Annotated in this window: 20 protein-coding genes and 2 pseudogenes; 11 read left to right on the top strand and 11 right to left on the bottom strand. The window is 67.2% G+C overall.

The window, feature by feature from the left end; translation table 11 throughout:
- The 6 genes and pseudogenes from ACTJKF_RS19175 to ACTJKF_RS19150 all read left to right on the top strand — a co-directional run.
- Complete coding sequence (locus ACTJKF_RS19175) at positions 1-1,245, top strand: sarcosine oxidase subunit beta family protein (RefSeq protein WP_006480591.1); 1,245 nt, start codon at positions 1-3, stop codon at positions 1,243-1,245.
- Positions 1,246-1,271: 26 nt separating this feature from the next.
- Positions 1,272-1,571: a sarcosine oxidase subunit delta gene (locus tag ACTJKF_RS19170; protein WP_124485108.1), complete on the top strand. Its 300-nt coding sequence runs from the start codon at positions 1,272-1,274 to the stop codon at positions 1,569-1,571.
- Positions 1,568-4,579 (top strand): sarcosine oxidase subunit alpha family protein, encoded by a 3,012-nt coding sequence (locus tag ACTJKF_RS19165; RefSeq protein ID WP_440625168.1) that lies wholly within the window; start codon positions 1,568-1,570, stop codon positions 4,577-4,579. Before ACTJKF_RS19170 ends, ACTJKF_RS19165 begins: the two co-directional genes overlap by 4 nt.
- Complete coding sequence (locus tag ACTJKF_RS19160; protein WP_440625166.1) at positions 4,569-5,198, top strand: sarcosine oxidase subunit gamma; 630 nt, start codon at positions 4,569-4,571, stop codon at positions 5,196-5,198. The genes ACTJKF_RS19165 and ACTJKF_RS19160 overlap by 11 nt, the downstream gene beginning before the upstream one ends.
- Positions 5,195-5,635, top strand: a complete 441-nt coding sequence (locus ACTJKF_RS19155; RefSeq protein WP_257774649.1) for a dihydroneopterin aldolase — start codon at positions 5,195-5,197, stop codon at positions 5,633-5,635. The genes ACTJKF_RS19160 and ACTJKF_RS19155 overlap by 4 nt, the downstream gene beginning before the upstream one ends.
- A 164-nt stretch (positions 5,636-5,799) precedes the next feature.
- A pseudogene (locus ACTJKF_RS19150) lies at positions 5,800-6,672 on the top strand (HipA domain-containing protein); the annotation flags it as partial.
- A gap of 72 nt (positions 6,673-6,744) precedes the next feature.
- Here the strand turns inward: ACTJKF_RS19150 and ACTJKF_RS19145 are convergent.
- Positions 6,745-7,857, bottom strand: coding sequence for an alkene reductase (locus ACTJKF_RS19145; protein ID WP_440625164.1), 1,113 nt, complete (start codon positions 7,855-7,857; stop codon positions 6,745-6,747).
- Positions 7,858-8,025: 168 nt separating this feature from the next.
- Here ACTJKF_RS19145 and ACTJKF_RS19140 point away from each other — a divergent pair, with 168 nt between their 5' ends.
- Positions 8,026-8,901, top strand: coding sequence for a LysR family transcriptional regulator (locus ACTJKF_RS19140; protein ID WP_440625162.1), 876 nt, complete (start codon positions 8,026-8,028; stop codon positions 8,899-8,901).
- A 70-nt stretch (positions 8,902-8,971) separates the two neighbouring features.
- On the opposite strand, the gene ACTJKF_RS19135 is transcribed toward ACTJKF_RS19140, so the two are convergent.
- From ACTJKF_RS19135 to osmF, 5 genes are all read right to left on the bottom strand, one after another.
- On the bottom strand, positions 8,972-9,640 hold the full coding sequence (locus ACTJKF_RS19135) for a transglycosylase SLT domain-containing protein (protein ID WP_440625160.1): 669 nt from the start codon (positions 9,638-9,640) through the stop codon (positions 8,972-8,974).
- Between the two features lie 213 nt (positions 9,641-9,853).
- Entirely contained in the window at positions 9,854-10,621 is a 768-nt protein-coding gene (locus ACTJKF_RS19130) for an ABC transporter permease (protein WP_440625158.1), read from the bottom strand.
- Entirely contained in the window at positions 10,618-11,556 is a 939-nt protein-coding gene (locus ACTJKF_RS19125; protein WP_440625156.1) for an ABC transporter ATP-binding protein, read from the bottom strand. The genes ACTJKF_RS19130 and ACTJKF_RS19125 overlap by 4 nt, the downstream gene beginning before the upstream one ends.
- Positions 11,553-12,731, bottom strand: a complete 1,179-nt coding sequence (locus ACTJKF_RS19120; RefSeq protein WP_440625154.1) for an ABC transporter permease — start codon at positions 12,729-12,731, stop codon at positions 11,553-11,555. Before ACTJKF_RS19120 ends, ACTJKF_RS19125 begins: the two co-directional genes overlap by 4 nt.
- Positions 12,728-13,651 carry a glycine betaine ABC transporter substrate-binding protein OsmF gene (osmF, locus tag ACTJKF_RS19115; protein ID WP_440625152.1) on the bottom strand — a complete coding sequence of 308 codons (924 nt, stop codon included), beginning with the start codon at positions 13,649-13,651 and terminating at the stop codon, positions 12,728-12,730. Before osmF ends, ACTJKF_RS19120 begins: the two co-directional genes overlap by 4 nt.
- Before the next feature lie 166 nt (positions 13,652-13,817).
- Here osmF and ACTJKF_RS19110 point away from each other — a divergent pair, with 166 nt between their 5' ends.
- On the top strand, positions 13,818-14,747 hold the full coding sequence (locus ACTJKF_RS19110) for a 2-hydroxyacid dehydrogenase (protein ID WP_440625150.1): 930 nt from the start codon (positions 13,818-13,820) through the stop codon (positions 14,745-14,747).
- 205 nt (positions 14,748-14,952) lie between these two features.
- On the opposite strand, the gene ACTJKF_RS19105 is transcribed toward ACTJKF_RS19110, so the two are convergent.
- Positions 14,953-15,744, bottom strand: a complete 792-nt coding sequence (locus tag ACTJKF_RS19105; RefSeq protein ID WP_440625228.1) for a GNAT family N-acetyltransferase — start codon at positions 15,742-15,744, stop codon at positions 14,953-14,955.
- A 126-nt stretch (positions 15,745-15,870) separates the two neighbouring features.
- Positions 15,871-16,209, bottom strand: a complete 339-nt coding sequence (locus ACTJKF_RS19100; RefSeq protein WP_440625148.1) for a helix-turn-helix domain-containing protein — start codon at positions 16,207-16,209, stop codon at positions 15,871-15,873.
- 78 nt (positions 16,210-16,287) lie between these two features.
- Between ACTJKF_RS19100 and ACTJKF_RS19095 the strand changes: the two genes are divergently transcribed.
- Positions 16,288-17,193, top strand: a complete 906-nt coding sequence (locus ACTJKF_RS19095; protein WP_440625147.1) for a hypothetical protein — start codon at positions 16,288-16,290, stop codon at positions 17,191-17,193.
- Between the two features lie 279 nt (positions 17,194-17,472).
- A complete protein-coding gene (locus tag ACTJKF_RS19090) occupies positions 17,473-17,703 on the top strand; it encodes a hypothetical protein (protein WP_440625145.1) in 231 nt (76 codons plus the stop codon).
- A gap of 125 nt (positions 17,704-17,828) precedes the next feature.
- Here ACTJKF_RS19090 and ACTJKF_RS19085 read toward each other — a convergent pair.
- From ACTJKF_RS19085 to ACTJKF_RS19075, 3 genes and pseudogenes are all read right to left on the bottom strand, one after another.
- A pseudogene (locus ACTJKF_RS19085) lies at positions 17,829-18,083 on the bottom strand (hypothetical protein); the annotation flags it as partial.
- Positions 18,079-18,975, bottom strand: a complete 897-nt coding sequence (locus ACTJKF_RS19080) for an alpha/beta hydrolase (protein WP_440625143.1) — start codon at positions 18,973-18,975, stop codon at positions 18,079-18,081. The pseudogene ACTJKF_RS19085 and the gene ACTJKF_RS19080, both read right to left, overlap by 5 nt.
- A gap of 253 nt (positions 18,976-19,228) precedes the next feature.
- On the bottom strand, positions 19,229-19,462 hold the full coding sequence (locus ACTJKF_RS19075; RefSeq protein ID WP_440625141.1) for a hypothetical protein: 234 nt from the start codon (positions 19,460-19,462) through the stop codon (positions 19,229-19,231).
- Between ACTJKF_RS19075 and ACTJKF_RS19070 the strand changes: the two genes are divergently transcribed.
- On the top strand, positions 19,461-20,624 hold the full coding sequence (locus tag ACTJKF_RS19070; RefSeq protein WP_440625139.1) for an aromatic ring-hydroxylating oxygenase subunit alpha: 1,164 nt from the start codon (positions 19,461-19,463) through the stop codon (positions 20,622-20,624). The genes ACTJKF_RS19075 and ACTJKF_RS19070 overlap by 2 nt on opposite strands.

The following is a 20,624-nucleotide window of genomic DNA, read 5'->3' as shown; positions in this document are numbered from 1 at the left end:
ATGAGCCGCTACTCGATATTCAGCCTGTTCCGCAACGGCCTCTCGTATCACGAGAACTGGGAAAAGCAGTGGAAGAGCCCGGAACCGAAGAAGGAATACGACGTTGTGATCGTCGGCGGCGGCGGCCACGGCCTCGCGACCGCCTACTACCTCGCGAAGGAGCACGGCATCACGAACGTCGCGATCCTCGAGAAGGGCTGGATTGGCGGCGGCAACACCGCGCGCAACACGACGATCGTGCGCTCGAACTATCTGTGGGATGAATCGGCCGCGCTGTACGAGAAGGCGATGAAGCTGTGGGAAGGTCTGTCGCAGGACCTGAACTACAACGTGATGTTCAGCCAGCGCGGCGTGATGAACCTCGCGCACACGCTGCAGGACGTGCGTGACACCGAGCGTCGCGTGAACGCGAACCGCCTGAACGGCGTCGACGCCGAATTCCTGACGCCCGCGCAGATCAAGGAAATCGAGCCGACCATCAACCTGAACAGCCGCTACCCGGTGCTCGGCGCATCGATCCAGCGCCGTGCGGGTGTCGCGCGTCACGACGCGGTTGCCTGGGGCTTCGCGCGCGGCGCCGATCGCGCCGGCGTCGACATCATCCAGAACTGCCAGGTGACGGGCATTCGCCGCGAAGGCGGCGCGGTGGTCGGCGTCGATACGGTGAAGGGTTTCATCAAGGCGAAGAAGGTCGCGGTGGTGGCGGCAGGCAACACGACGACGCTCGCCGACATGGCCGGCGTGCGCCTGCCGATCGAAAGCCACCCGCTGCAGGCGCTGGTGTCCGAGCCGATCAAGCCGGTGGTGAACTCGGTGATCATGTCGAACGCGGTGCACGCGTACATCAGCCAGTCCGACAAGGGCGACCTCGTGATCGGCGCGGGTATCGACCAGTACACGGGCTTCGGCCAGCGCGGCAGCTTCCACATCATCGAAAGCACGCTGCAGGCGATCGTCGAGATGTTCCCGGTGTTCTCGCGCGTGCGGATGAACCGCCAGTGGGGCGGCATCGTCGACGTATCGCCGGACGCCTGCCCGATCATCACCAAGACCGACGTGAAGGGCCTCTATTTCAACTGCGGCTGGGGCACCGGCGGCTTCAAGGCGACGCCGGGCTCGGGCTGGGTGTTCGCGCACACGATCGCGCGCGACGAACCGCATCCGCTGAACGCGCCGTTCGCGCTCGACCGCTTCTACACGGGCCACCTGATCGACGAGCACGGCGCTGCCGCCGTCGCGCACTGAACCCAGTCACCATTGGAGAAAGAAACATGTTGCTGATCGAATGTCCGTGGTGCGGGCCGCGCGCCGAATCCGAGTTCACGTGCGGCGGTGAAGCCGACATCGTGCGCCCGGTGGCGAACGAGACCATGACCGACCGCGAATGGGGCGAATACGTGTTCATGCGCGAGAACAAGCGCGGGCTGCACAAGGAGCAATGGCTGCACACGCAGGGCTGCCGCCGCTGGTTCAAGGTGACGCGCGACACGGTCACCTACGATATCAAGGGCTACGAAAAGTTCGGTGGCGCAGCTGCCGGCAACGCACACGAAGAGGGCACGAGCAAATGAGCCAGAAAGACCGCCTCGGCACCGGTGGCCGCGTCAATCGCGCGATTCCGTTGACGTTCACGTTCAACGGCCGCACGTATCAGGGCTTCCAGGGCGACACGCTCGCGTCCGCGCTGCTCGCGAACGGCGTGCACTTCGTCGCGCGCAGCTTCAAGTACCACCGTCCGCGCGGGATCGTGACGGCGGACGTCGCGGAACCGAATGCCGTCGTGCAGCTCGAAACCGGCCCGTACACGGTGCCGAACGCGCGCGCGACCGAAATCGAGTTGTACCAGGGCCTCGTCGCGACGAGCGTGAACGCGGAACCGTCGCTCGAGAACGACAAGTACGCGATCAACCAGAAGCTGTCGCGCTTCATGCCGGCCGGCTTCTACTACAAGACCTTCATGTGGCCGCGCAACATGTGGCCGAAGTATGAAGAGAAGATCCGCGAGGCCGCCGGCCTCGGCAAGGCACCCGAAGTGCTCGACGCCGATCGCTACGACAAGTGCTATGCGCACTGCGACGTGCTCGTGGTCGGCGGTGGCCCGTCGGGCCTCGCCGCCGCGCATGCGGCCGCGACGTCCGGCGCACGCGTGATCCTCGTCGACGACCAGCGCGAGCTCGGCGGCAGCCTGCTGTCGTGCCGTGCGGAAATCGACGCGAAGCCGGCGCTGCAGTGGGTCGAGAAGATCGAGGCCGAACTGCGCAAGCTGCCCGACGTGACGATCCTGTCGCGCAGCACCGCGTTCGGCTATCAGGACCACAACCTCGTGACGGTCACGCAACGCCTGACCGATCACCAGCCGGTGTCGATGCGCAAGGGCACGCGCGAACTGCTGTGGAAGGTCCGCGCGAAGCGCGTGATCCTCGCGACCGGCGCGCACGAGCGTCCGATCGTGTTCGGCAACAACGACCTGCCGGGCGTGATGCTCGCGGGCGCGGTGTCCACCTACATCCATCGCTTCGGCGTGCTGCCGGGCCGCAACGTGGTCGTGTTCACGAACAACGACCGTGCGTACCAGACCGCGCTCGACCTGAAGGCGTGCGGGGCGAAGGTGACGGTCGTCGATTCGCGTGCGTCGTCCAACGGCGCACTGCCCGCCGCTGCGAAGCGGCAGGGCGTGACGGTGATGAGCGGTGCGGTCGTGACGGCCGCTTCGGGCAAGTGGCGCGTATCGTCGGTCGACGTCGCGTCCTACTCGAACGGCAAGACGGGCGGCAAGATGCAGTCGCTGCCGTGCGACCTCGTCGCGATGTCGGGCGGCTTCAGCCCGGTGCTGCACCTGTTCGCGCAGTCGGGCGGCAAGGCCTGCTGGAACGACGAGAAGGCGTGCTTCCTGCCGGGCAAGCCCGTGCAGGCGGAGGCGAGCGTCGGTGCGGCCGCGGGCGAGTTCGGCCTCGCCCGTGCACTGCGCCTCGCGGTCGACGCAGGCGCCGAAGCGGCGAAAGCCGCGGGCTTCACGGCGGCGCAGCGTCCCGTCGCGCCGCAGGTCGCGGAAACCGTCGAAGGCGCGCTGCAGCCGTTGTGGCTGGTCGGCAGCCGCGAGGCCGCGCCGCGCGGGCCGAAGCAGTTCGTCGACTTCCAGAACGACGTGGCGGCCGCCGACATCCTGCTGGCCGCACGCGAAGGCTTCGAGTCGGTCGAGCACGTGAAGCGCTACACGGCGATGGGCTTCGGCACCGACCAGGGCAAGCTCGGCAACATCAACGGGATGGCGATCCTCGCGCAGGCGCTCGGCAAGACGATTCCGGAAACGGGCACGACGACGTTCCGGCCGAACTACACGCCCGTGTCGTTCGGGACGTTCGCGGGCCGCGAGACCGGCGACTTCCTCGACCCGATCCGCAAGACGGCCGTGCACGAATGGCACGTCGAGCACGGTGCGATGTTCGAGGACGTCGGCAACTGGAAGCGGCCCTGGTACTTCCCGAAGAACGGCGAGGATCTCCACGCGGCCGTGAAGCGCGAATGCCTCGCGGTGCGCAACAGCGTCGGCATTCTCGACGCGTCGACGCTCGGCAAGATCGACATTCAGGGCCCGGACGCGGTGAAGCTGCTGAACTGGGTGTACACGAACCCGTGGAACAAGCTCGAAGTCGGCAAGTGCCGCTACGGGTTGATGCTCGACGAAAACGGCATGGTGTTCGACGACGGCGTGACGGTGCGCCTCGCCGACCAGCATTTCATGATGACGACCACCACCGGCGGCGCGGCGCGCGTGCTCACGTGGCTCGAGCGCTGGCTGCAGACCGAATGGCCCGACATGAAGGTGCGGCTCGCGTCCGTCACCGATCACTGGGCGACGTTCGCGGTGGTCGGCCCGAAGAGCCGCAAGGTCGTGCAGAAGGTGTGCCAGGACATCGACTTCGGCAACGAAGCGTTCCCGTTCATGAGCTACCGGAACGGTACGGTTGCGGGCGCGAAGGCGCGCGTGATGCGGATCAGCTTCTCGGGCGAACTCGCCTATGAAGTGAACGTGCCGGCCAACGCGGGGCGCGCGGTGTGGGAAGCGCTGATGGCGGCCGGTGCCGAGTTCGACATCACGCCGTACGGTACGGAAACGATGCACGTGCTGCGTGCCGAGAAGGGCTACATCATCGTCGGTCAGGATACGGATGGTTCGATCACGCCGTTCGACCTCGGGATGGGCGGGGTCGTCGCGAAGTCGAAGGACTTCCTCGGCAAGCGGTCGCTGTCGCGTTCGGACACGTCGAAGGAAGGCCGCAAGCAGTTCGTCGGCCTGCTGACCGAAGACGAACAGTTCGTGCTGCCGGAAGGCGCGCAGATCATCGCGAAGGACACGCAGGTGTCGGCGGTGGATCCGACGCCGATGATCGGCCACGTGACGTCGAGTTATTACAGCCCGATCCTGAAGCGCTCGATTGCGCTGGCAGTGGTGAAGGGCGGCCTGAGCAAGATGGGCGAGAGCGTCGTGATTCCGCTGGCCAACGGCAAGCGCATCACCGCGAAGATCTCGAGCCCGGTTTTCTACGATACCGAAGGGGTGCGCCAGCATGTGGAATGAAACGAGAAACCAGACGCCGGTGGCGGGCGCGGGCGTGACGCTTGAATCGCCGTTCGTCGGCGCGGCCGATGTGCTGAAGCCGCACCAGGCGCGCGCATCGAAGAAGTTCATGCTGCGCGAGCGGCCGTTCCTCGATCTCGTGAACGTGCGCGGCGAGCTGAGCGACCCGGCATTCGTCAGCGCGTTCGAGCGCGTGGTCGGCTGCCGGCCGCCGTCGGTGCCGAACACCGTTGCGCGCGGCGCCGAGTACGACGTGCTGTGGCTCGGTCCCGACGAGTGGTTCGTCCGCTCGAACGGCCCCGTGCAGGCGGGCGTGCTCGAGGCGCAGCTCGCGGAGGCCGTGCAGGGTTCGTATGCGGCGGCGGTCGATGTCGGCAGCGGCTACACGGTCGTCGAGATCAGCGGCGAACGCGTGCGCGACGTGATCGCGCGCGGCTGCCCGCTGGATCTGCATCCGCGCGTGTTCAAGCCGGGCCAGTGCGCGCAGTCGCACTACTTCAAGTCGCCGATCACGCTGATCCCGACCGGCGACGATACGTACGAGATCGTCCTGCGGCGCAGTTTCGCCGACTATTTCGTGCGCATCATGCTCGACGCCGCGGCGCCGCTTGCATCATGAAGCCGTTCGACGAACCGTTCGTGGCGATCGACGCGCCGCGCCTGCGCGGGCGTGGCTGGAGCGTGTTCGTCGATGAACTGAAGGTGCCCGCGCGGATCGGCATCCACGCGCACGAGCACGAGGCGCCGCAGCCGATCGTGATCGATGCGCGGCTCGGGTATCGGTGCGAGCCGAGCGAGCAGGGCGAGTGGATCGACTACGACGGGTATTGCGCGCGCGTCGCGTCGTTCCTGTCGCACAAGCCGCATACGCGGCTGCTGGAGACGCTCGTCGCCGATCTGGCGGTGCTGTCGTTCCGCGAATGGCCCGCGCTGGAGTCGCTGACGCTGTCGATGTACAAGCCGAAGATCCGGCCGGGGACGCGGCGCGTTGGCGTGTCGCTCGACTGGACGCGCGGGGATTACCTGCGGTGGACGGGGGCGGCGGGGCAGCTGTGAGCGAGTGGGGCGGGGTCGGGAGACGATCCAGCCAATTTGGGCGGCGACGCGGAAGCGTCGCCGCGCTTGTTTTAATTCCTGAAATACAGGAACAGTGAGCGATAGGTCGCTGCTGCCGACATTGTTCCTGAAATAACAGAATAACTGGCCATTCGGCGACTGACACAGTACTCGTCGAGGGTGAGCAGTTCGCGCTTGTCGATGGAGCGCTCAGCAGCTCGCATATCCTGAAACCTGAGTCGCGTAGCCCGAATACGCCGTTCATGGTCGCCAACGCGCATTTCTGCATGACGCTGGCGGCCCGCATGGGCCTGCCGGTTGCGCATGTCGAGATTCGGCGCATCCCGGAACCGATTCTGCTGATCGAGCGATTCGACCGGATCGTGACGACCGACCCGGACGATCCGCATCGCGTGAGCACGGTGCGGCGACTTCATATCATCGATGGATGCCAGGCCCTCGATTTGCCGGCGACGCTCAAGTACGAGCGCAATCTCGGCAACAACGAGGACGTGCGCAATATCCGAGAAGGCGTGAGCTTCGAGAGACTGTTCTCGTTGACACCGTCTCTCGAGACACCGGCCGCCGCACGTTCGGCCATGCTGCGCTGGGCATTGTTGCAACTGCTGATCGGCAACAGCGACGCGCATGGCAAGAACATTTCGTTTTTCGTCAGCAGCGGCGGGCTCGAACCGGCGCCGCTATACGATCTGGTGTGCGTGAACGTGTACGGCGACGCCTATGTGCAGGACATGGCAATGGCGTACGGGGATGTGTTTCGTATCGAGGAACTGACCGCTTTCGCGCTCGCGGACTTCGCACATCGTGCGCGGATCCGGCCGGCACTCGTTGCGCGCGAAATGACGCGGATGGCGACGCTGGCCGCGAAGCTGGCTCCCGAGCTGGCGCAATCGGACGTATATATGGGCGACGAGCGTGTGTGGGTGCGCCGTATTTCGGAGTACGTGCTAGATCAGGCCGACCGCGTGCTTCGCATGGCACCCATGGTGCCGAAGGTTAACGTCGAGTTGCTCTGATCCCGCGCGGCTCGCCGGCAAACGCCGCGACACCGATCCGGCATGTCGCTGCGATTGCCGTGCGCGACTACACTACACCGCCGCCGCGCCGCTCAACACCGGATAGTCGACATACCCGCGCGCATCGCCGCCGAAGAACGTGTCGCGCTGCGCGTCGTTCAGCGGCGCGCCCGTCTTCACCCGCGTCACGAAATCCGGATTCGCGAGCACCATCTGTCCGTACGCTTCGAGATCGGCGAGACCCGATGCCACATCGGCACCGATCGCGTCGCGCATGCGGCCCGGGCGGTTCAGGATCAGCGTGCCGCGCCAGCGTGCACGCAGGTCCGCGAGCAGCGACTCGTCGCCCTGGTGCATCACGTGCAGATACGCGAGGCCGAGCGCGTCGAGCTGCGTTGCGAGGTAGCGGTACAGGTCGCCGCTTTCCTGGCCTTCGTCGATGCCCCACAGCGTCGTGCCGGGCGACAGGCGGATCGCCGTACGATCCGCGCCGATCTCGTCGGCGATCGCGGCAGCGACTTCGATCGCGAACCGCACGCGATTCTCGATCGACCCGCCGTATTCGTCGGTACGCGTATTGGCGTTCGGTGCGAAGAACTGCTGGACCAGATACCCGTTCGCGCCGTGGATCTCGACGCCGTCGGCGCCGGCCTCGATCGCGCGTCGCGCGGCGAAGCGGAAGTCGTTCACGGTGTCGCGCACCTCGGCCGTCGTCAGCGCGCGCGGCGCCGGAATCTCTTGCATGCCCGTCGCGGTGAACATCGGCACGCCCGGCGCGACCGCCGACGGTGCGACGGCCTGCCGATGGTGCGGCGTGTTGTCGGGGTGCGACATGCGGCCCACGTGCATCAACTGAATGAACAGCCGGCCGCCGCGCGCATGCACGTCGTCGCTGATCCTCTGCCAGCCGGCGACGTGCGCGTCGGTATAAATGCCCGGCGTCGTCAGGTAGCCCTGGCCGTCGTCCGACGGCTGCGTGCCTTCGGTGACAATCAGCCCGAGGCCCGCGCGCTGCGCGTAGTACTCGGCGGCCCGTGCACCGGGTGTGCCGTCGAATGCGGCGCGGCTGCGCGTCATCGGCGCCATCACGAGGCGGTTGTCGAGCGTGTACCGGCCGACGCGGACCGGGGCGAACAGTTGCGGTGTGTCCTGGTCGGCACGGGCCGGAACAAACAGTTGTTTCATCGCGTTTTCCTCATCGAAGTTCAGGATGCGCCACCGGGGCGATGCCGCATCGGGCGGCGGCGGCGCACGGTGCGCCGGCCTCGCTCCACGCCTGCATCATCCATTGCTTCCTTTTCGAGATAAACCGGGTATCGTGGAGAGCATTGATCCGTTGATGGAGCAGTCAACTTGGAGCTGCTGAACGACATGGCGCTGTTCGTGGAGGTCGTGAAGGCGCGCGGCTTTCGCAGTGCCGCCCAGACGCTGGGCATGCCGAATTCGACGCTGTCGCGGCGGATCGCTGCGCTGGAAAAGGCGATCGGCCTGCGCTTGCTGCATCGCACGACGCGCCGGATCGAACTCACGGAGGCCGGCCAGCTGTACTTCGAGCGCTGCAAGCGCATCGTCGACGAGGCGCGGCTCGCGCACGAGCAGCTCGGCGAGCTGCTGGCCGAACCGTCCGGCGTGCTCCGCGCGTCGTTTCCGGTCGATTTCGCGGTCATCTACCTGACGCCGCTGATCGTCGAATTCGCGGAACGGTATCCGAAGCTGACGTTTGATTTCGAGCTGACGTCACGGCGCGTCGACCTGGTCAGCGAGCCGTTCGACGTCGCGATCCGCATCGGCGAATCCGCTGACTCGCAGCTCGTCGCGCGTCGGCTCGCGACATTCCGCAACCACCTGTATGCGTCGCCACGTTATCTGGAACGCGCGGGCGAGCCGCTCGAACCGACCGACCTGACGCGGCACGAGTGCCTCAGCGTGCAACGCGTTTCCGCGTGGACGCTGCATCGCGGCGAGCGCGCGGTCGAGGTGCAGGTGGGCGGCCGGTTCGTCGTGAACAGTGTCGGCATGAACAGGCAGCTCGCCGTGCACGACGCGGGGATCATCCAGTTGCCGGAGGAGGTGGTGGCCGACGACGTGGCCGCCGGCCGGTTGCGCCGCGTGCTGCCCGAATGGGAGGGCACGCCGGTGCCCGTCTATGCGATGACGGAAACGCGACTGCTGCCCGCGAAAACGCAGGTTTTCATCGAGTTTCTGCGCGCGCATTTCGCGCGGGAGTGATGGACGGCGTGCGCCGTCGTGGGGCTTGCTGCCTTAGGTGAGGCACGCACGCGTGGCATGCACCGTGCGCTTACTTCGCGCCGCGGCTCACTGCCGGCGCCGCGGCCGACGGATCGCTGACCGGCACCATGCGCGCCTTCCCGTCGCTCGCGGCAGTCGTGCCGTCTTCGGGTTCGAGCACGAAGCGGAACGCGTCGACCCGCTGCATCACCTTCGCCGCATACGCATTCGATCCGCCATAGCTCCTCAGCCCGGCCTGCACATTGCCGCCGGCTGCCTTCACGTAGCCCGACAGGATCCTCGAGCCGGCCTCGACGTTCGCGTTCGGCTCGGTCAGGTCCTTCACGTTGCGCAGCATGCCGCGGTGTGCTGCCGGTACGACCTGCATCAGCCCGGTCGCGCCATGCTGGCCGCGGGCCTTTTCCTGAAAGCGCGATTCGATCGAGATAATGGCGTAAACGAGTGCCGGAGGCAGTGAATATTTCGTCGCAGTAACGCTCACGATATCGGCGAGCTTCGCGGCGCGCTCTTTCGCGACACCGAATTTCTTGGTCAGGTACGACGTGATGCGACGGTTTGCTTCGTTAGGCTGATCGTTCGCGAACGGCGCGGACGCCTCGGCCGGCGCGGATGCGGCCGCTTCGGGCGCAGAGGCAGGCAGTGCGGGCGCCTGCTGCGCCGATGCCTGTTGCGCAATGCCGAGCGAAAGCACGATCAGCCAGAAAAACCGTCGTCGCATGGTGGAGTGCGGGGAAATGGAAGGCGCATAGTATATCGGCCAATTGTCTTGCATGTTCGAACGCAGGCTCGAATGAAAGCGCGATGTAGGCTTGTATCGATGCGCGCCGTGCGCAGGCGGGATCGTTGTACGAACACGCATCGGAGTCCGGATCAAGCTCGGCCCGATGTTGTCTGACGCCCCTTTCGCGCGCTGAGCAGAGAAAGGGGCGCGTTACCCCCGCCGCGCGTTCGCCACCCGCGCGATCGCCCCGATCGCATCGCTGACCAGTACCGCGAGCAGCCCCACGATCACGCCGCCTTGCAGCACGTACGCGGTATTCGACGTCTGCAGCCCCGCGATGATCACGTCGCCGAGCCCGCGCGCGGCGACCGTCGAGCCGATCGTCGCGGTGCCGAGATTGATCACGACCGCGAGCCGGATGCCGTTCACGATCACCGGAAACGCGAGCGGCAGCTCGACCGACACCAGTTGCTGCCAGCCGCTCATCCCCATCCCGCGCGCGGCGTCGACGACGTCGCGCGGCACGTCCTCGAGCCCCGCGATCGTGCTCTCGAAAATCGGCAGGAGCCCGTACAACACGAGCGCGATCAGCACGGGTTTCAGGCCGAAGCCGACGGCGGGCACCGCGAGCGCGAGCACGGCCACCGGGGGAAAGGTCTGGCCGATGTCGACGACGCTGCGCGCGACCGGCAGGAAATCCGCGCCGGCCGGCCGCGTGACCGCGATGCCGGCCGCGACCGCGACCAGCGTGCCGATCAGGCTCGACAGCGCGACGGTGCCGAGGTGCGCGAGCGTGAGGTCGAGCAGGCTCGCGCGATCGTAGATGACCGGCGCGCCGTTGTCCGCGAACGGCGCGAACACGCCCTGCAGCCACGCGGGGCGCAGCAGCAGTACGAGCAGCAGCACGAGCGCGGCCGCACGCGCGAGATAGGCAGGCAACCGCCGCGGCAGGGGCGAAACCGCGGGCCGCGTCGTCATGCAGGTTGCCGCGCGTGCGCGCGGATCGCGTCGAGCGTGATGCGGCGTGCGGCGTGCCCGTTGCCGTCGTCGACCGGCAACGCATCGACGCCGCGCCACAGCAGCTCGGACACCGCATCGCGCAGCGTGCGCGTCGCGGCGATCGGTTCGCCGTCGGCATGGCCGGGTTCGGCCACCGCATCGATCGGCGTCAGCGCGAGCAGGCGCAGCGGCCGGTCGACACCGGCGACGAGCTGTTCGACGACGCCCGCTGCCGGCTTGCCGAGAATCTCGGCCGGCGGTGCCACCTGCAGCAGCCGGCCGCCGTCCATCACCGCGATCGTGTCGCCGAGCTTCAGCGCTTCCTCGATATCGTGCGTGACGATCACGACCGTGATGCCGAGGCGGCGCTGCAACGCGTACAGGTCGTCCTGCGCCTTGTTGCGGATGATCGGATCGAGCGCGCCGAACGGCTCGTCCATCAACAGCATCGCGGGCTCGGCCGCGAGCGCGCGCGCGACGCCGACCCGCTGCTGCTGGCCGCCCGACAGCTCGTGCGGCAGCTTGTCCGCGAACTCGGACGGCGCAAGGTGAAACAGGTCGAGCAGTTCGCGCACGCGCGCGTCGATGCGTGCGGCCGGCCAGCCGAGCAGGCGCGGCACGGTCGCGATATTGCGGGCGACGCTCCAGTGCGGAAACAGGCCGTGCCCCTGGATCACGTAGCCGATGCGTCGGCGCAGCTGCTCGGGCGGCACGCTCGCGGTGTCGACGCCGTCGATGCGGACCGTGCCGCTGGTCGGCGCGATCAACCGGTTGATCATCCGCAGCAGCGTCGACTTGCCGCTGCCCGACGCGCCGACCAGCGCGGTGATCGTGCCTTGCTTCATCGTCAGCGACACGTCGTCGACGGCGGCGATGTCGCCGAAGCGCTTGCCGAGGCGGTCGATCTCGATCATGCGGTACGTCCCTTCGCGAGCGTGGTCGCGGCTTCGAACACGACGGCGGCCGCCAGCGCGAGCGCGATGGTCGGGATCGCGCCGAGCAGCACGAGATCGGCGGCCGATTGCCCGATCCCCTGGAAGATGAAGGTGCCGAACCCGCCGCCGCCGATCAGTGCGGCGACCGCGGTCAGGCCGATGTTCTGCACGAGCACGATACGCACGCCGCTCAGGATCACCGGCAGCGCGAGCACGAGATCGACGCGCAGCAGCCGCTGCGCGCGGGTCATGCCCATCGCGCGGGCCGCTTCGGTCACGTGCGGCGGCACTTGCTCGAGCCCGACCACGACGCTCGACGCAATCGGCAGCAGCGAGTAGAGAAACAGCGCGAGCACGGCCGGCGCGACGCCGACCCCGCGGATGCCGAGCGCGGCCGCCAGCGGGACGTGTGCGGCGAGCAGGCCGAGCGGCGCCATCATCAGCCCGTACATCGCGATGCTGGGGATGGTCTGCACGATATTGAGCACCGGCATCACGACGGTGCGCACCGGTGCAACCCGCGCGCATGCGATGCCGAGCGGCAGGCCGGCGACGAGCGCGGCCGCGACCGAGCCGCCCGCGAGCGCTACATGCCGGATTGCCTCGCGCCAGAAATCGTCGCTGCGCACCGCGTATTCGCGCATCACGGACAGGCCGTCCCACCAGCCGCTCGCGAGCGGCAGCGAAATCGCTGCTATCGCGACGACGAGCGCGACGAGACGCCGCCACGGGCCGAATGCGAGCCGAGCGAGCGCGTCCGCGACGAGCACGGCCCACGCGAACAGCAGCAGCCAGACACCTGCCGCGGGGGACACGCGCGCGAGCATGTCGTCGGGCGCGACGACATGCGCCGCGGCCGCACCGACCGCATAGGCCAGCGTCGCGAGCCACGTGCAGCCCGCCGCGAGCCGCCATGCGGGACGGCTGGCCGTCATCGCCCACAGCGCGCCGGCGCTCCACAGCACGGCGAGCGCGGCGCCTTGCACGGCGGGCAGCGCGGCGAACACCGACAGCCCGGTGCCGGCCGCGATGCGGTTCGGCCGCAGCACCATGAACGGCGTGCCGAATACCGCCACGATCGTCAGGACACCGATCAGGATGCCGACCTTATCCAGCGCGATGCGCCGCGCGGACGCCACCGCGCGACCTGTCACTTGACGAAGCCCTTCGATTTCAGATAGCTCTTGGCGACACCGGCCGCCGGTTCGCCATTGATCTGGATGCGCGCGTTCAGCGCCTGCAGCGTCTTGAGATCGAGGCTCGCGAACACGGGCTTCAGGTAGTCGGCGATTTGCGGATGCGCTTTCAGCACGGCTTCGCGAATCACCGGCGTCGGCGCATAGACGGGCTGCACGTGCTTGTCGTCGTCGAGCACGACGAGGCCGCTCGATGAAATCCCGCCATCGGTCCCGTACACCATCGCCGCGTTCACGCCGTCGGTCTGGTTCGCGGCGGCCTTGATCGTCGCGGCCGTGTCGCCGCCCGACAGCACGACGAGCTGGTCGGGTTTCAGCTTGAAGCCGTACGCCTTCTCGAACGACGGCAGCGCCGACGCGCTGTTCACGAATTCGGCCGACGCCGCGAGCTTCACCTTGCCGCCGCCCGCGATCCATTTGCCGAAATCGGAGAAGGTCTTCAGGTGCTGCGATTGCGCGACGGGCGCGAGCACGGCGACGCCCCACGTGTTGTTCGCGGGCGCCGGCGCGAGCCAGACGAGATGGTTCGCCGCGTAGTCGAGCTGCTTCGCGGTGTCGTAGCCCTGGCCCGCGTTCTTCCACACGGGGTCGTCAGCCTTGTTGAAGAAGAACGCGGCGTTGCCCGTGTATTCGGGGTAGATGTCGATCTCGCCGCTCGTGAGCGCTTTGCGCACGATCGGCGTCGCGCCGAGCGCGATCTTTTCGGTGACGGGGATGCCGTGGGCCTTCAGCACCTGCGCGATGACGTTGCCGAGCAGGTTGCCTTCGGTGTCGATCTTCGACGACACGACCACGGGGGTGTCGGCATGCGCGCCGGGTGCGACGGCAGCGGCGGCGAGCGCGAGGCCCAGGATTCGGGCGGGCAGGGCGAGCTTCATCGGGGCCAATCTCCAGAACGGGGACGTACGCCGAAAGTTACTTGACTGAGGGGGCTTTGGCAAACCGCGTGCGGCGGCACGTCCACAGCCCGCGTGGGGGTAAGCCGCGCCGGTCGCATGCCGTTGTTACACTGGAACGCATTCCCGCCTGCGGACATTTGCCGACATGAAGCCCGAGCTGCTGGTCCTCATCGCGCTGCGCGGCGACGCGCACCGCCAGATTGCCGCGTCGTACGACGTGCATTACGCACCGACCGCCGACGAACGCGAGCGCGCGATTGCGGCGCACGGCCGCACGATTCGCGCGGTGCTGACCAATGGCAGCACGGGCCTCACCGCCGCCGAGATCGAGCGCCTGCCGCAGCTCACGTTCGTCAGCGCACTCGGCGCGGGCTACGAGCATATCGACGTCGTGCAGGCGAAGGCGCGCGGCATCACCGTGGTCACGGGCGCCGGCACCAACGACGATTGCGTCGCCGACCACGCATTCGCGCTGCTGCTCGCCGCGGTGCGCGGCGTGGTGCGGCTCGATGCGGCGACGCGCGGCGGCGTGTGGCGCGACACGCTGCCGATGCCGCCGAACGTGTCGGGCAAGAAGCTCGGCATCGTCGGGCTCGGCAAGATCGGCGAGAAATGCGCGCGTCGCGCGGCCGGCTTCGACATCGAGATCGGTTATCACAACCGTTCCGCGAAGGATGTTCCGTATCGCTATTTCGCGCGCGTCGATGCGCTCGCGCACTGGGCCGATTTCCTGCTCGTCGCGACGCCGGGCGGCGCGGGCACGCGCCACCTGATCGATCGCACGGTGCTCGATGCGCTCGGCGCCGGCGGGTTTCTCGTCAACGTGTCGCGCGGCAGCGTTGTCGATACCGCTGCGTTGGCGGACGCGCTGCGCGAACGGCGCATCGCGGGCGCGGGGCTCGATGTGTACGAAGGCGAGCCGGAACCGCCGCGCGCGTTGACGGACCTCGACAACATCGTGCTCACGCCGCACATGGGCGGCTGGTCGCCGGAGGCGCTCGATCGCTCGGTGCAGCAGTTTCTCGACAATGCCGCGCGGCATTTTGCGGGGGAGCCGGTGCTGACGCCGGTTTGACGGACGACGGTGTGACGCGGCGCAAGGTATGAAAGCCGCGGCACCCGGCTGAACCGGCACGCGTTTATCCGCAACTGGCACCGGCAAGACGAGAAAATCCAGCGTGTAGTCGCGCGGCATGAACGTCAGCTTCAGGTCATGCGGCATCCCCGGCAGCACGGGCTGGATGCCGTTTGCGGACGATCGGGTCGGCTCGTCCGCGCCGTCATCCCAACTCGAACGACGTCACGCCGAACACGCGCTCGATCGCAATCGCGGGCGCCTGTTGCGTGTACATCCGCGCGGTTTCGAACACGCTCGTCATGCCGTGCCGTTCCGCCAGCGCGATGGCCGCGGGGTTCGTTTCCGGTACGTCGAGCACGATGACCTCGCCGGGCATGCGCGCCGCCAGTGCACGAAACAGCCCGATCGCGACGTCTGCATCGTCGGCGAAGAGCGGGCCGATCTTGCAGCCCGTGTTGCAGCGGCGCACGACACCGTACCCGGTGACGCGGCCGGCGTCGACCGCCGCGAGCGCGACGGCGTCGGGCTGTGCGATCCAGGCGGAGACGAAGCGCTTGCGCGCGGCGGGGAAACACTGGCGATCGTACGCAAGCAATTGCTCGAGCGGCACGTCGGCCGCTGCCGCCACCTGTGCGCATCCAATGCCGCTTACGTGCCCCTGATAGCGAATGTTGCGGTACGCGAGCCGGAAACCGGACTTCCTGTAGTTCGCCTGCTGGGCAACGACGCCGTCGAGCCCGATGTTGCGGTCTCCAAGGTAGCGCATGCCGTGCTGCCAGATTCGCATGCCCAAGCCTTTGCCGCGATACCCGGGTTTGATGATGTAAAGACCGAGGAAGCCAAAGTGTTCGTCGTACGCGACGGTGGCGATGCACGCGACCGGCTCGCCGCGCCAGACGCCGACGAAGAAGCCGGCCGGATCCGCTTCCCTGAAACAGGGCGGGTCATGCAGGCCGGGGTTCCACCCTTCCGCCGCCGCCCATGCGACCGACATGGCGACGTCGTCCGCCGACATGGTGCGCACGATGAAGTCTTCGTCTCGATCCACGGTTCGCCCCGGGGCTGCTGACCGAACCATCATAGCCCCGGTGACGGGCATCGGCACGGTCATTTCGTGCCGTCACCCGTCATCCGCCTTCGCCTGCAGATCCTTCAGCCCCTGAATCACGACCAGCAGCGCGCGCCCGTGCTCGTCGGAGCCGTCCCACGCGTCGACGATCGCGTCGCGCAGCAGATCGTTGTAGCGGCGGCGTGCCGTGCCGGTATCGACGCCGTAGAAACTGCATAGCTTGTTGAATGGCGCGCTGCGCCTGAGCCGATGCCCGTTCGACAGCCGAAGGCGCGACACGGTCGGCTGGCTGACCCCGGAAAGTCGCGCGATTTCGCTGGACGAGCGCGTGTCCGCCATCAGACGGCGCAACAGGTCTTGTACAGGAAAATCGTGTTCCGGGGCTTCCATGCGATACATTATACCTATACAGTTACGGTTGTTGAATGGGCTTGCTGTCACCAGCGAGGCTGTATCCCGAGAAAGTTGATGACACTGAAACACCTCCCTCCCACGTTCTGCTGGACGAAGATCGGTACCGAGTCCGGCGAGGAACTGCCGACCGTCGTGCTCCGCAAGGAATGGGAGCGCCGGCTCGGGGGCGGGCGTTTTCTGTGGGGCATCAACCAGCCGCTCGGCAGCAGCGCGCAAGTCGCCGCGCATCGCACGGGCTCGCTGCTCGCGCTGTTTTCGCCGGTCGCGTCGCGCGCCCGCCCGGGTGAGCGCAGGCGCGAGGACGCATTGCTGTGGAATGCGTGGGTCGACGCCAGCGGCCAGGTGCGGCCGCTGCCGCCGCACACGTTCATCGCGAGCCGTTCGACGCTGCCGTCGGGCCGGCGTCGCGAGCAGCACTACGCGCTCGTCTGCGCATCGTCCACCGCGCTGACGGTCGGCACGCAACTGCGCGTGTTTCCCGATCACCTGCGCAGCGTGAGCACCGGCAAGCCGCTCGGCGTCGCGCAGGGCGCGGCCGTGGTCGATTGCATCGGGCGTGCGAAGGAACAAACCGGCAAGAGCTATCCGCTCGCGCTGTCGGTCGAACTCGAAGCGCCGTATTTCGTGCGGCTGGCGCAGCCGTGCGTGCTGAAGGCGCGCGATCTCGCCGAGGTGAACAAGGCCACGCGCGCCGGCGATTTCGATCGCTTCGTCGAGCTGGTCGCGCGCTTGCGCGGCAAGTCGCCGACGGATGCCGTGCGCGGTGTCACGCGCGATCTGTTCGACGTGCCGCCGATCGAAACGGCGGCCGCCTATGTCGCGCCCGCGCATGTCGCGCGGCTGCGCAACCGGCCCGCGGCCGAGCATCCGCACGAGCCCACCGGCGATCTGTTCGATCTGTCGCCCGGTGAAGCGGTCGCGTTCGGCGGTCTCGCGCATCCGCGCATCGGGCGCGCATGACGTTTGCGCCGCGCATGCGCGGCGCGTGATGCGAAGCAGCGCGGAGGAATGCGCGTGTCGCACATATATCGCGGTGGTCGCCATCCCGCTACGCGCAAGAATTTGTTGCAATCTCGCCGTAGCGGCGTGGCGCATGTGGAGCGACAATCGCCACGAAGCGCGTCGCACGGTGGCGCGTGCATCGACCGGCTGCGCGCCGTCGTTCACGCGGCCGACATGCGCACCACGCACACTGGGCGTCGGCTTGCTTCACCCCGCAACCCTGAAGGAGACGTGTCGATGTCGACCCACATCTGTTCGCGGGAGGCCCGGGCCGCACAACGCTTCGTCGAAGCCACGCGCAACGTCGATCAGGCGTTTCGCGCGGTGCGCGGCGAAAGCGACGACGACATCTCGTCGGCCGACTATGCGCACGCGATGTCGCGCCTCGATCGCGCGCTCGACGAGCTGGCGCGTGCGCAGGAATGCTTCGATCGCGTGGTGAGCGCCGACGTCGCGCACGGCAACTGAGTTCGCGGTTTTCGCGGCCGCCTGGCGCCGCTATCGTCTGCTGTTTTTCGTTTTCGTTTGTTCGCCGTGATGCTCGGCCGGCCAATCGCCAATCGCCAACGTGCAGGACGATCGCGTCCCGCACGTCAGCCGTTCTCCTCCGCTTGTCCGCCATCGAACCCGCCGCATGAGGCCGGGCAGCCGTGCGTCGACGCGTGCCCCGGCGGCACCAGCGAATCGACGAAGTGCTCGTCGTCGGGGCCGAGTTCGAGCGACAGCGCATCGACGTAGCTATCCCAGTGCGCTTCGGTGCGCGGCCCGGCGATCGTCGAGCTGACGAGCAGGTTCTTCATCACCCACGCGAACGCGAACGTGACCGACGTCGTGCCGCGCGCGTCAGCCTGCCCGCGTCATGTCGGCCGGACGGCTCTCGACAGGGGTGCGATACGCATAGCCGCCGCGCTGGAACGACGTCGCGAAGAACTGCATCTGGTAGCGGATCGCATGCGCCCAGTAGTCCCACGTGTGGCCGCCTGGACGCTCCGCATAGTCGTGCGGCACGCCGAGCGCGACGAGCCGCTCGTGCAGCGTGCGGTTCGAGCCGACGAACGAGTCGTCGCGACCGCAGTCGATCGTCAGGTCGAGATGCGCGCGCACGAATGCACGCGCGCTCTCGATGATCGCGTTGCGGTTCCAGAACGACGGATGGCGGCCGGGGTCGCCGAATACGTGGGCGATGCCCGGCTCGTCCTCGCAACAGCGCGGATCGACCGCGCCGCTGATGCTGCCGACCGCGCCGAACGTGTCGGACCGGTCGAGCGCGATGCGCAGTGCGCCGAAGCCGCCCATGCTGAGCCCGGTGATCGCGCGTGCACCCTTGGTCGCGATCGTTCTGAAGTGCATGTCGACGTATGACACGACTTCGTCGCCGACGAAGGTTTCATAGCGGCTACCGGAGTCGAACGGGCTGTCGATGTACCAGCTTTCGTGTCCGCCGTCGGGCATCACGAGGATCACGCCGTAGCGATCGGCGAGCGTGGCGATCTGCGTGTTCGCGGTCCAGTCGGTGTGGTCGCCGCCGGAGCCGTGCAGCAGGTACACGACCGGAAAGCGCTCGACGCTGCGTTCGGGACCATGGTGCAGGCGTGCGTAGTCGTCGGGCAGCACGACGGTCGCCTTCAGCGTTTCGCTCATCGCGGCGCTCGGAATCGCGACGACCCGCGTCTGAAAGGCGAGGGCCGGGCCCGCGACGGCGAGCAGCAGGAGCAGCCAGAACGCACGTACCAGGTTCATAGAGCCTCGCATCGGGAAAACCCTGTTCGGCGACTCTAGCAACCGCGCCTTTCAACCATATTTCGGCGAAACCTACGGGTTGTCAGGTGGCGGGCGCGCAACCGGACGGCCGTCCGCGGTCAGCCGAGACCGCGCACGAGCGTCTCGCGGAAGGCGATTATGAAAGCGCGATAAGTCAACCGGTTTGTCCGGCGGATGCGGCCGGCGGCACCGGTCTCTGGCTCGGTTCGCTGGTTGGTCGTCGCGGGTGCGATCACCGCACGCGCATCGTGCTCCCGGTCGCTTGCGCGTTCCGGGGCGCCACCGCGAACCCCGAAAAATCGCCGCCGAATCGCCGCGTGTCATCGGTCGCGCGCGGCGACATCGCGATGTCGCGATCCATCAAGTGCGGGCCGGCGGGCGCCCATAAAGTTCGCTTCATGGCGGATGGCCGGATCGATCGGACCGCCGCCGTTTCGACGAACGACAGAACCAGGAAAACGCCCATGCAACCGATCTCCGTTGTGAAGAAGCAAGACATCGTCGCTGCCGACCGCTGGATGCAGCAACGGCCCGAAAACGCGCTGACGTTGCCGTCGCGCTATTTCTATGACGATGCGGTGTTCGCGGCCGAGCGCGACCGCATCTTCATGTCGGCATGGCATGTGATCGGCCACAAGTCGGAACTGAGCACGCCCGGGCAGTTCGTGATGACCGACGTGTTCGACCAGAGCGTGATCGCCGCATGCGGCCGCGACGGCCAGGTCCACGCATTCCACAACGTTTGCCAGCATCGCGGCAATCGCCTCGTCGAAGCGCGGCGCGGCGTGCAGAAGGGCCTGTTCCGCTGCGCGTACCACTCGTGGTGCTATGGCGCCGACGGCAGCCTGCGCGGCGCGCCGCGAACCGATCGAATCGAAGGATTCGATATTTCGGACTACAACATTCCGAAGGTGCGCGTCGAGGAGCTCGGCGGGTTCTACTACTTCAATCTCGACCCGAACGCGCCGTCGATGCGCGACCAGTTCCCCGGCGCCGATGCGGAGATGAAGCGCGTGTTCCCGAAACTGGACGCGTACCGGCTGATGGAGGAGAAGGACGTGATCGTGCCGGCGAACTGGAAGGTCATCATGGACAACTCGATCGAGGGCTATCACTTCTCGCTGTCCGGCCCTCATCACGTCGAGCTGGCCGGGCTGATCGACTTCGACGGATACCGGCTCACGCAGCACGACAAATGGTGGACCTACACGGCGCCGGCCAATCTCGGCGCGACCGCCGCGTACGGCGTGCCGCTCGGCGACAAGAACCCGGACGAGTGCTTCTTCAACATCGGGGTCTGGCCGCACAACACGTTCTATACGTTCCCGTACTCGGAATTCCTCGCGACGTTCCTGATCATTCCGCTCGAACCGGAGAAGACGCTGCTGCGCTTCGGCTACTACTCGACGCACGACGAGATCCCGGCGGTCACGAAGGCGTGCATGGACTGGATGAACACCGATCTCGGCCCGGAAGACATCCGCCTGAACATCTCGGTACAGAAGGGGCTGCATTCGGTCGGCTACAACCAGGGCCGCTACGTGATCGACGCCGTGCGCAGCAACGAGAGCGAACACCTCGTGCATCACTTCCACACGCTCGTGCACGACGGCATTCACGGCGCGTGA

This window comes from Burkholderia sp. 22313, from assembly GCF_052045245.1.
Classification (GTDB): domain Bacteria; phylum Pseudomonadota; class Gammaproteobacteria; order Burkholderiales; family Burkholderiaceae; genus Burkholderia.
Note: the sequence above shows the minus strand (reverse complement) of the source record. Positions and strands in the feature narration are given on the sequence as shown.

What these genes read in the sequence shown, in the direction of transcription:
- ACTJKF_RS19175 (WP_006480591.1), top strand. Translation starts at nt 1, where the DNA reads ATGAGCCGCTACTCGATATTCAGCCTGTTCCGCAACGGCCTCTCGTAT.
- ACTJKF_RS19170 (WP_124485108.1), top strand. Translation starts at nt 1,272, where the DNA reads ATGTTGCTGATCGAATGTCCGTGGTGCGGGCCGCGCGCCGAATCCGAG.
- ACTJKF_RS19165 (WP_440625168.1), top strand. Translation starts at nt 1,568, where the DNA reads ATGAGCCAGAAAGACCGCCTCGGCACCGGTGGCCGCGTCAATCGCGCG.
- ACTJKF_RS19160 (WP_440625166.1), top strand. Translation starts at nt 4,569, where the DNA reads ATGTGGAATGAAACGAGAAACCAGACGCCGGTGGCGGGCGCGGGCGTG.
- ACTJKF_RS19155 (WP_257774649.1), top strand. Translation starts at nt 5,195, where the DNA reads ATGAAGCCGTTCGACGAACCGTTCGTGGCGATCGACGCGCCGCGCCTG.
- ACTJKF_RS19145 (WP_440625164.1), bottom strand. Translation starts at nt 7,857, where the DNA reads ATGAAACAACTGTTTGTTCCGGCCCGTGCCGACCAGGACACACCGCAA.
- ACTJKF_RS19135 (WP_440625160.1), bottom strand. Translation starts at nt 9,640, where the DNA reads ATGCGACGACGGTTTTTCTGGCTGATCGTGCTTTCGCTCGGCATTGCG.
- ACTJKF_RS19130 (WP_440625158.1), bottom strand. Translation starts at nt 10,621, where the DNA reads ATGACGACGCGGCCCGCGGTTTCGCCCCTGCCGCGGCGGTTGCCTGCC.
- ACTJKF_RS19125 (WP_440625156.1), bottom strand. Translation starts at nt 11,556, where the DNA reads ATGATCGAGATCGACCGCCTCGGCAAGCGCTTCGGCGACATCGCCGCC.
- osmF (WP_440625152.1), bottom strand. Translation starts at nt 13,651, where the DNA reads ATGAAGCTCGCCCTGCCCGCCCGAATCCTGGGCCTCGCGCTCGCCGCC.
- ACTJKF_RS19110 (WP_440625150.1), top strand. Translation starts at nt 13,818, where the DNA reads ATGAAGCCCGAGCTGCTGGTCCTCATCGCGCTGCGCGGCGACGCGCAC.
- ACTJKF_RS19105 (WP_440625228.1), bottom strand. Translation starts at nt 15,744, where the DNA reads ATGTCGGTCGCATGGGCGGCGGCGGAAGGGTGGAACCCCGGCCTGCAT.
- ACTJKF_RS19100 (WP_440625148.1), bottom strand. Translation starts at nt 16,209, where the DNA reads ATGGAAGCCCCGGAACACGATTTTCCTGTACAAGACCTGTTGCGCCGT.
- ACTJKF_RS19095 (WP_440625147.1), top strand. Translation starts at nt 16,288, where the DNA reads ATGACACTGAAACACCTCCCTCCCACGTTCTGCTGGACGAAGATCGGT.
- ACTJKF_RS19090 (WP_440625145.1), top strand. Translation starts at nt 17,473, where the DNA reads ATGTCGACCCACATCTGTTCGCGGGAGGCCCGGGCCGCACAACGCTTC.
- ACTJKF_RS19080 (WP_440625143.1), bottom strand. Translation starts at nt 18,975, where the DNA reads ATGAACCTGGTACGTGCGTTCTGGCTGCTCCTGCTGCTCGCCGTCGCG.
- ACTJKF_RS19070 (WP_440625139.1), top strand. Translation starts at nt 19,461, where the DNA reads ATGCAACCGATCTCCGTTGTGAAGAAGCAAGACATCGTCGCTGCCGAC.
- ACTJKF_RS19075 (WP_440625141.1), bottom strand. Translation starts at nt 19,462, where the DNA reads ATGGGCGTTTTCCTGGTTCTGTCGTTCGTCGAAACGGCGGCGGTCCGA.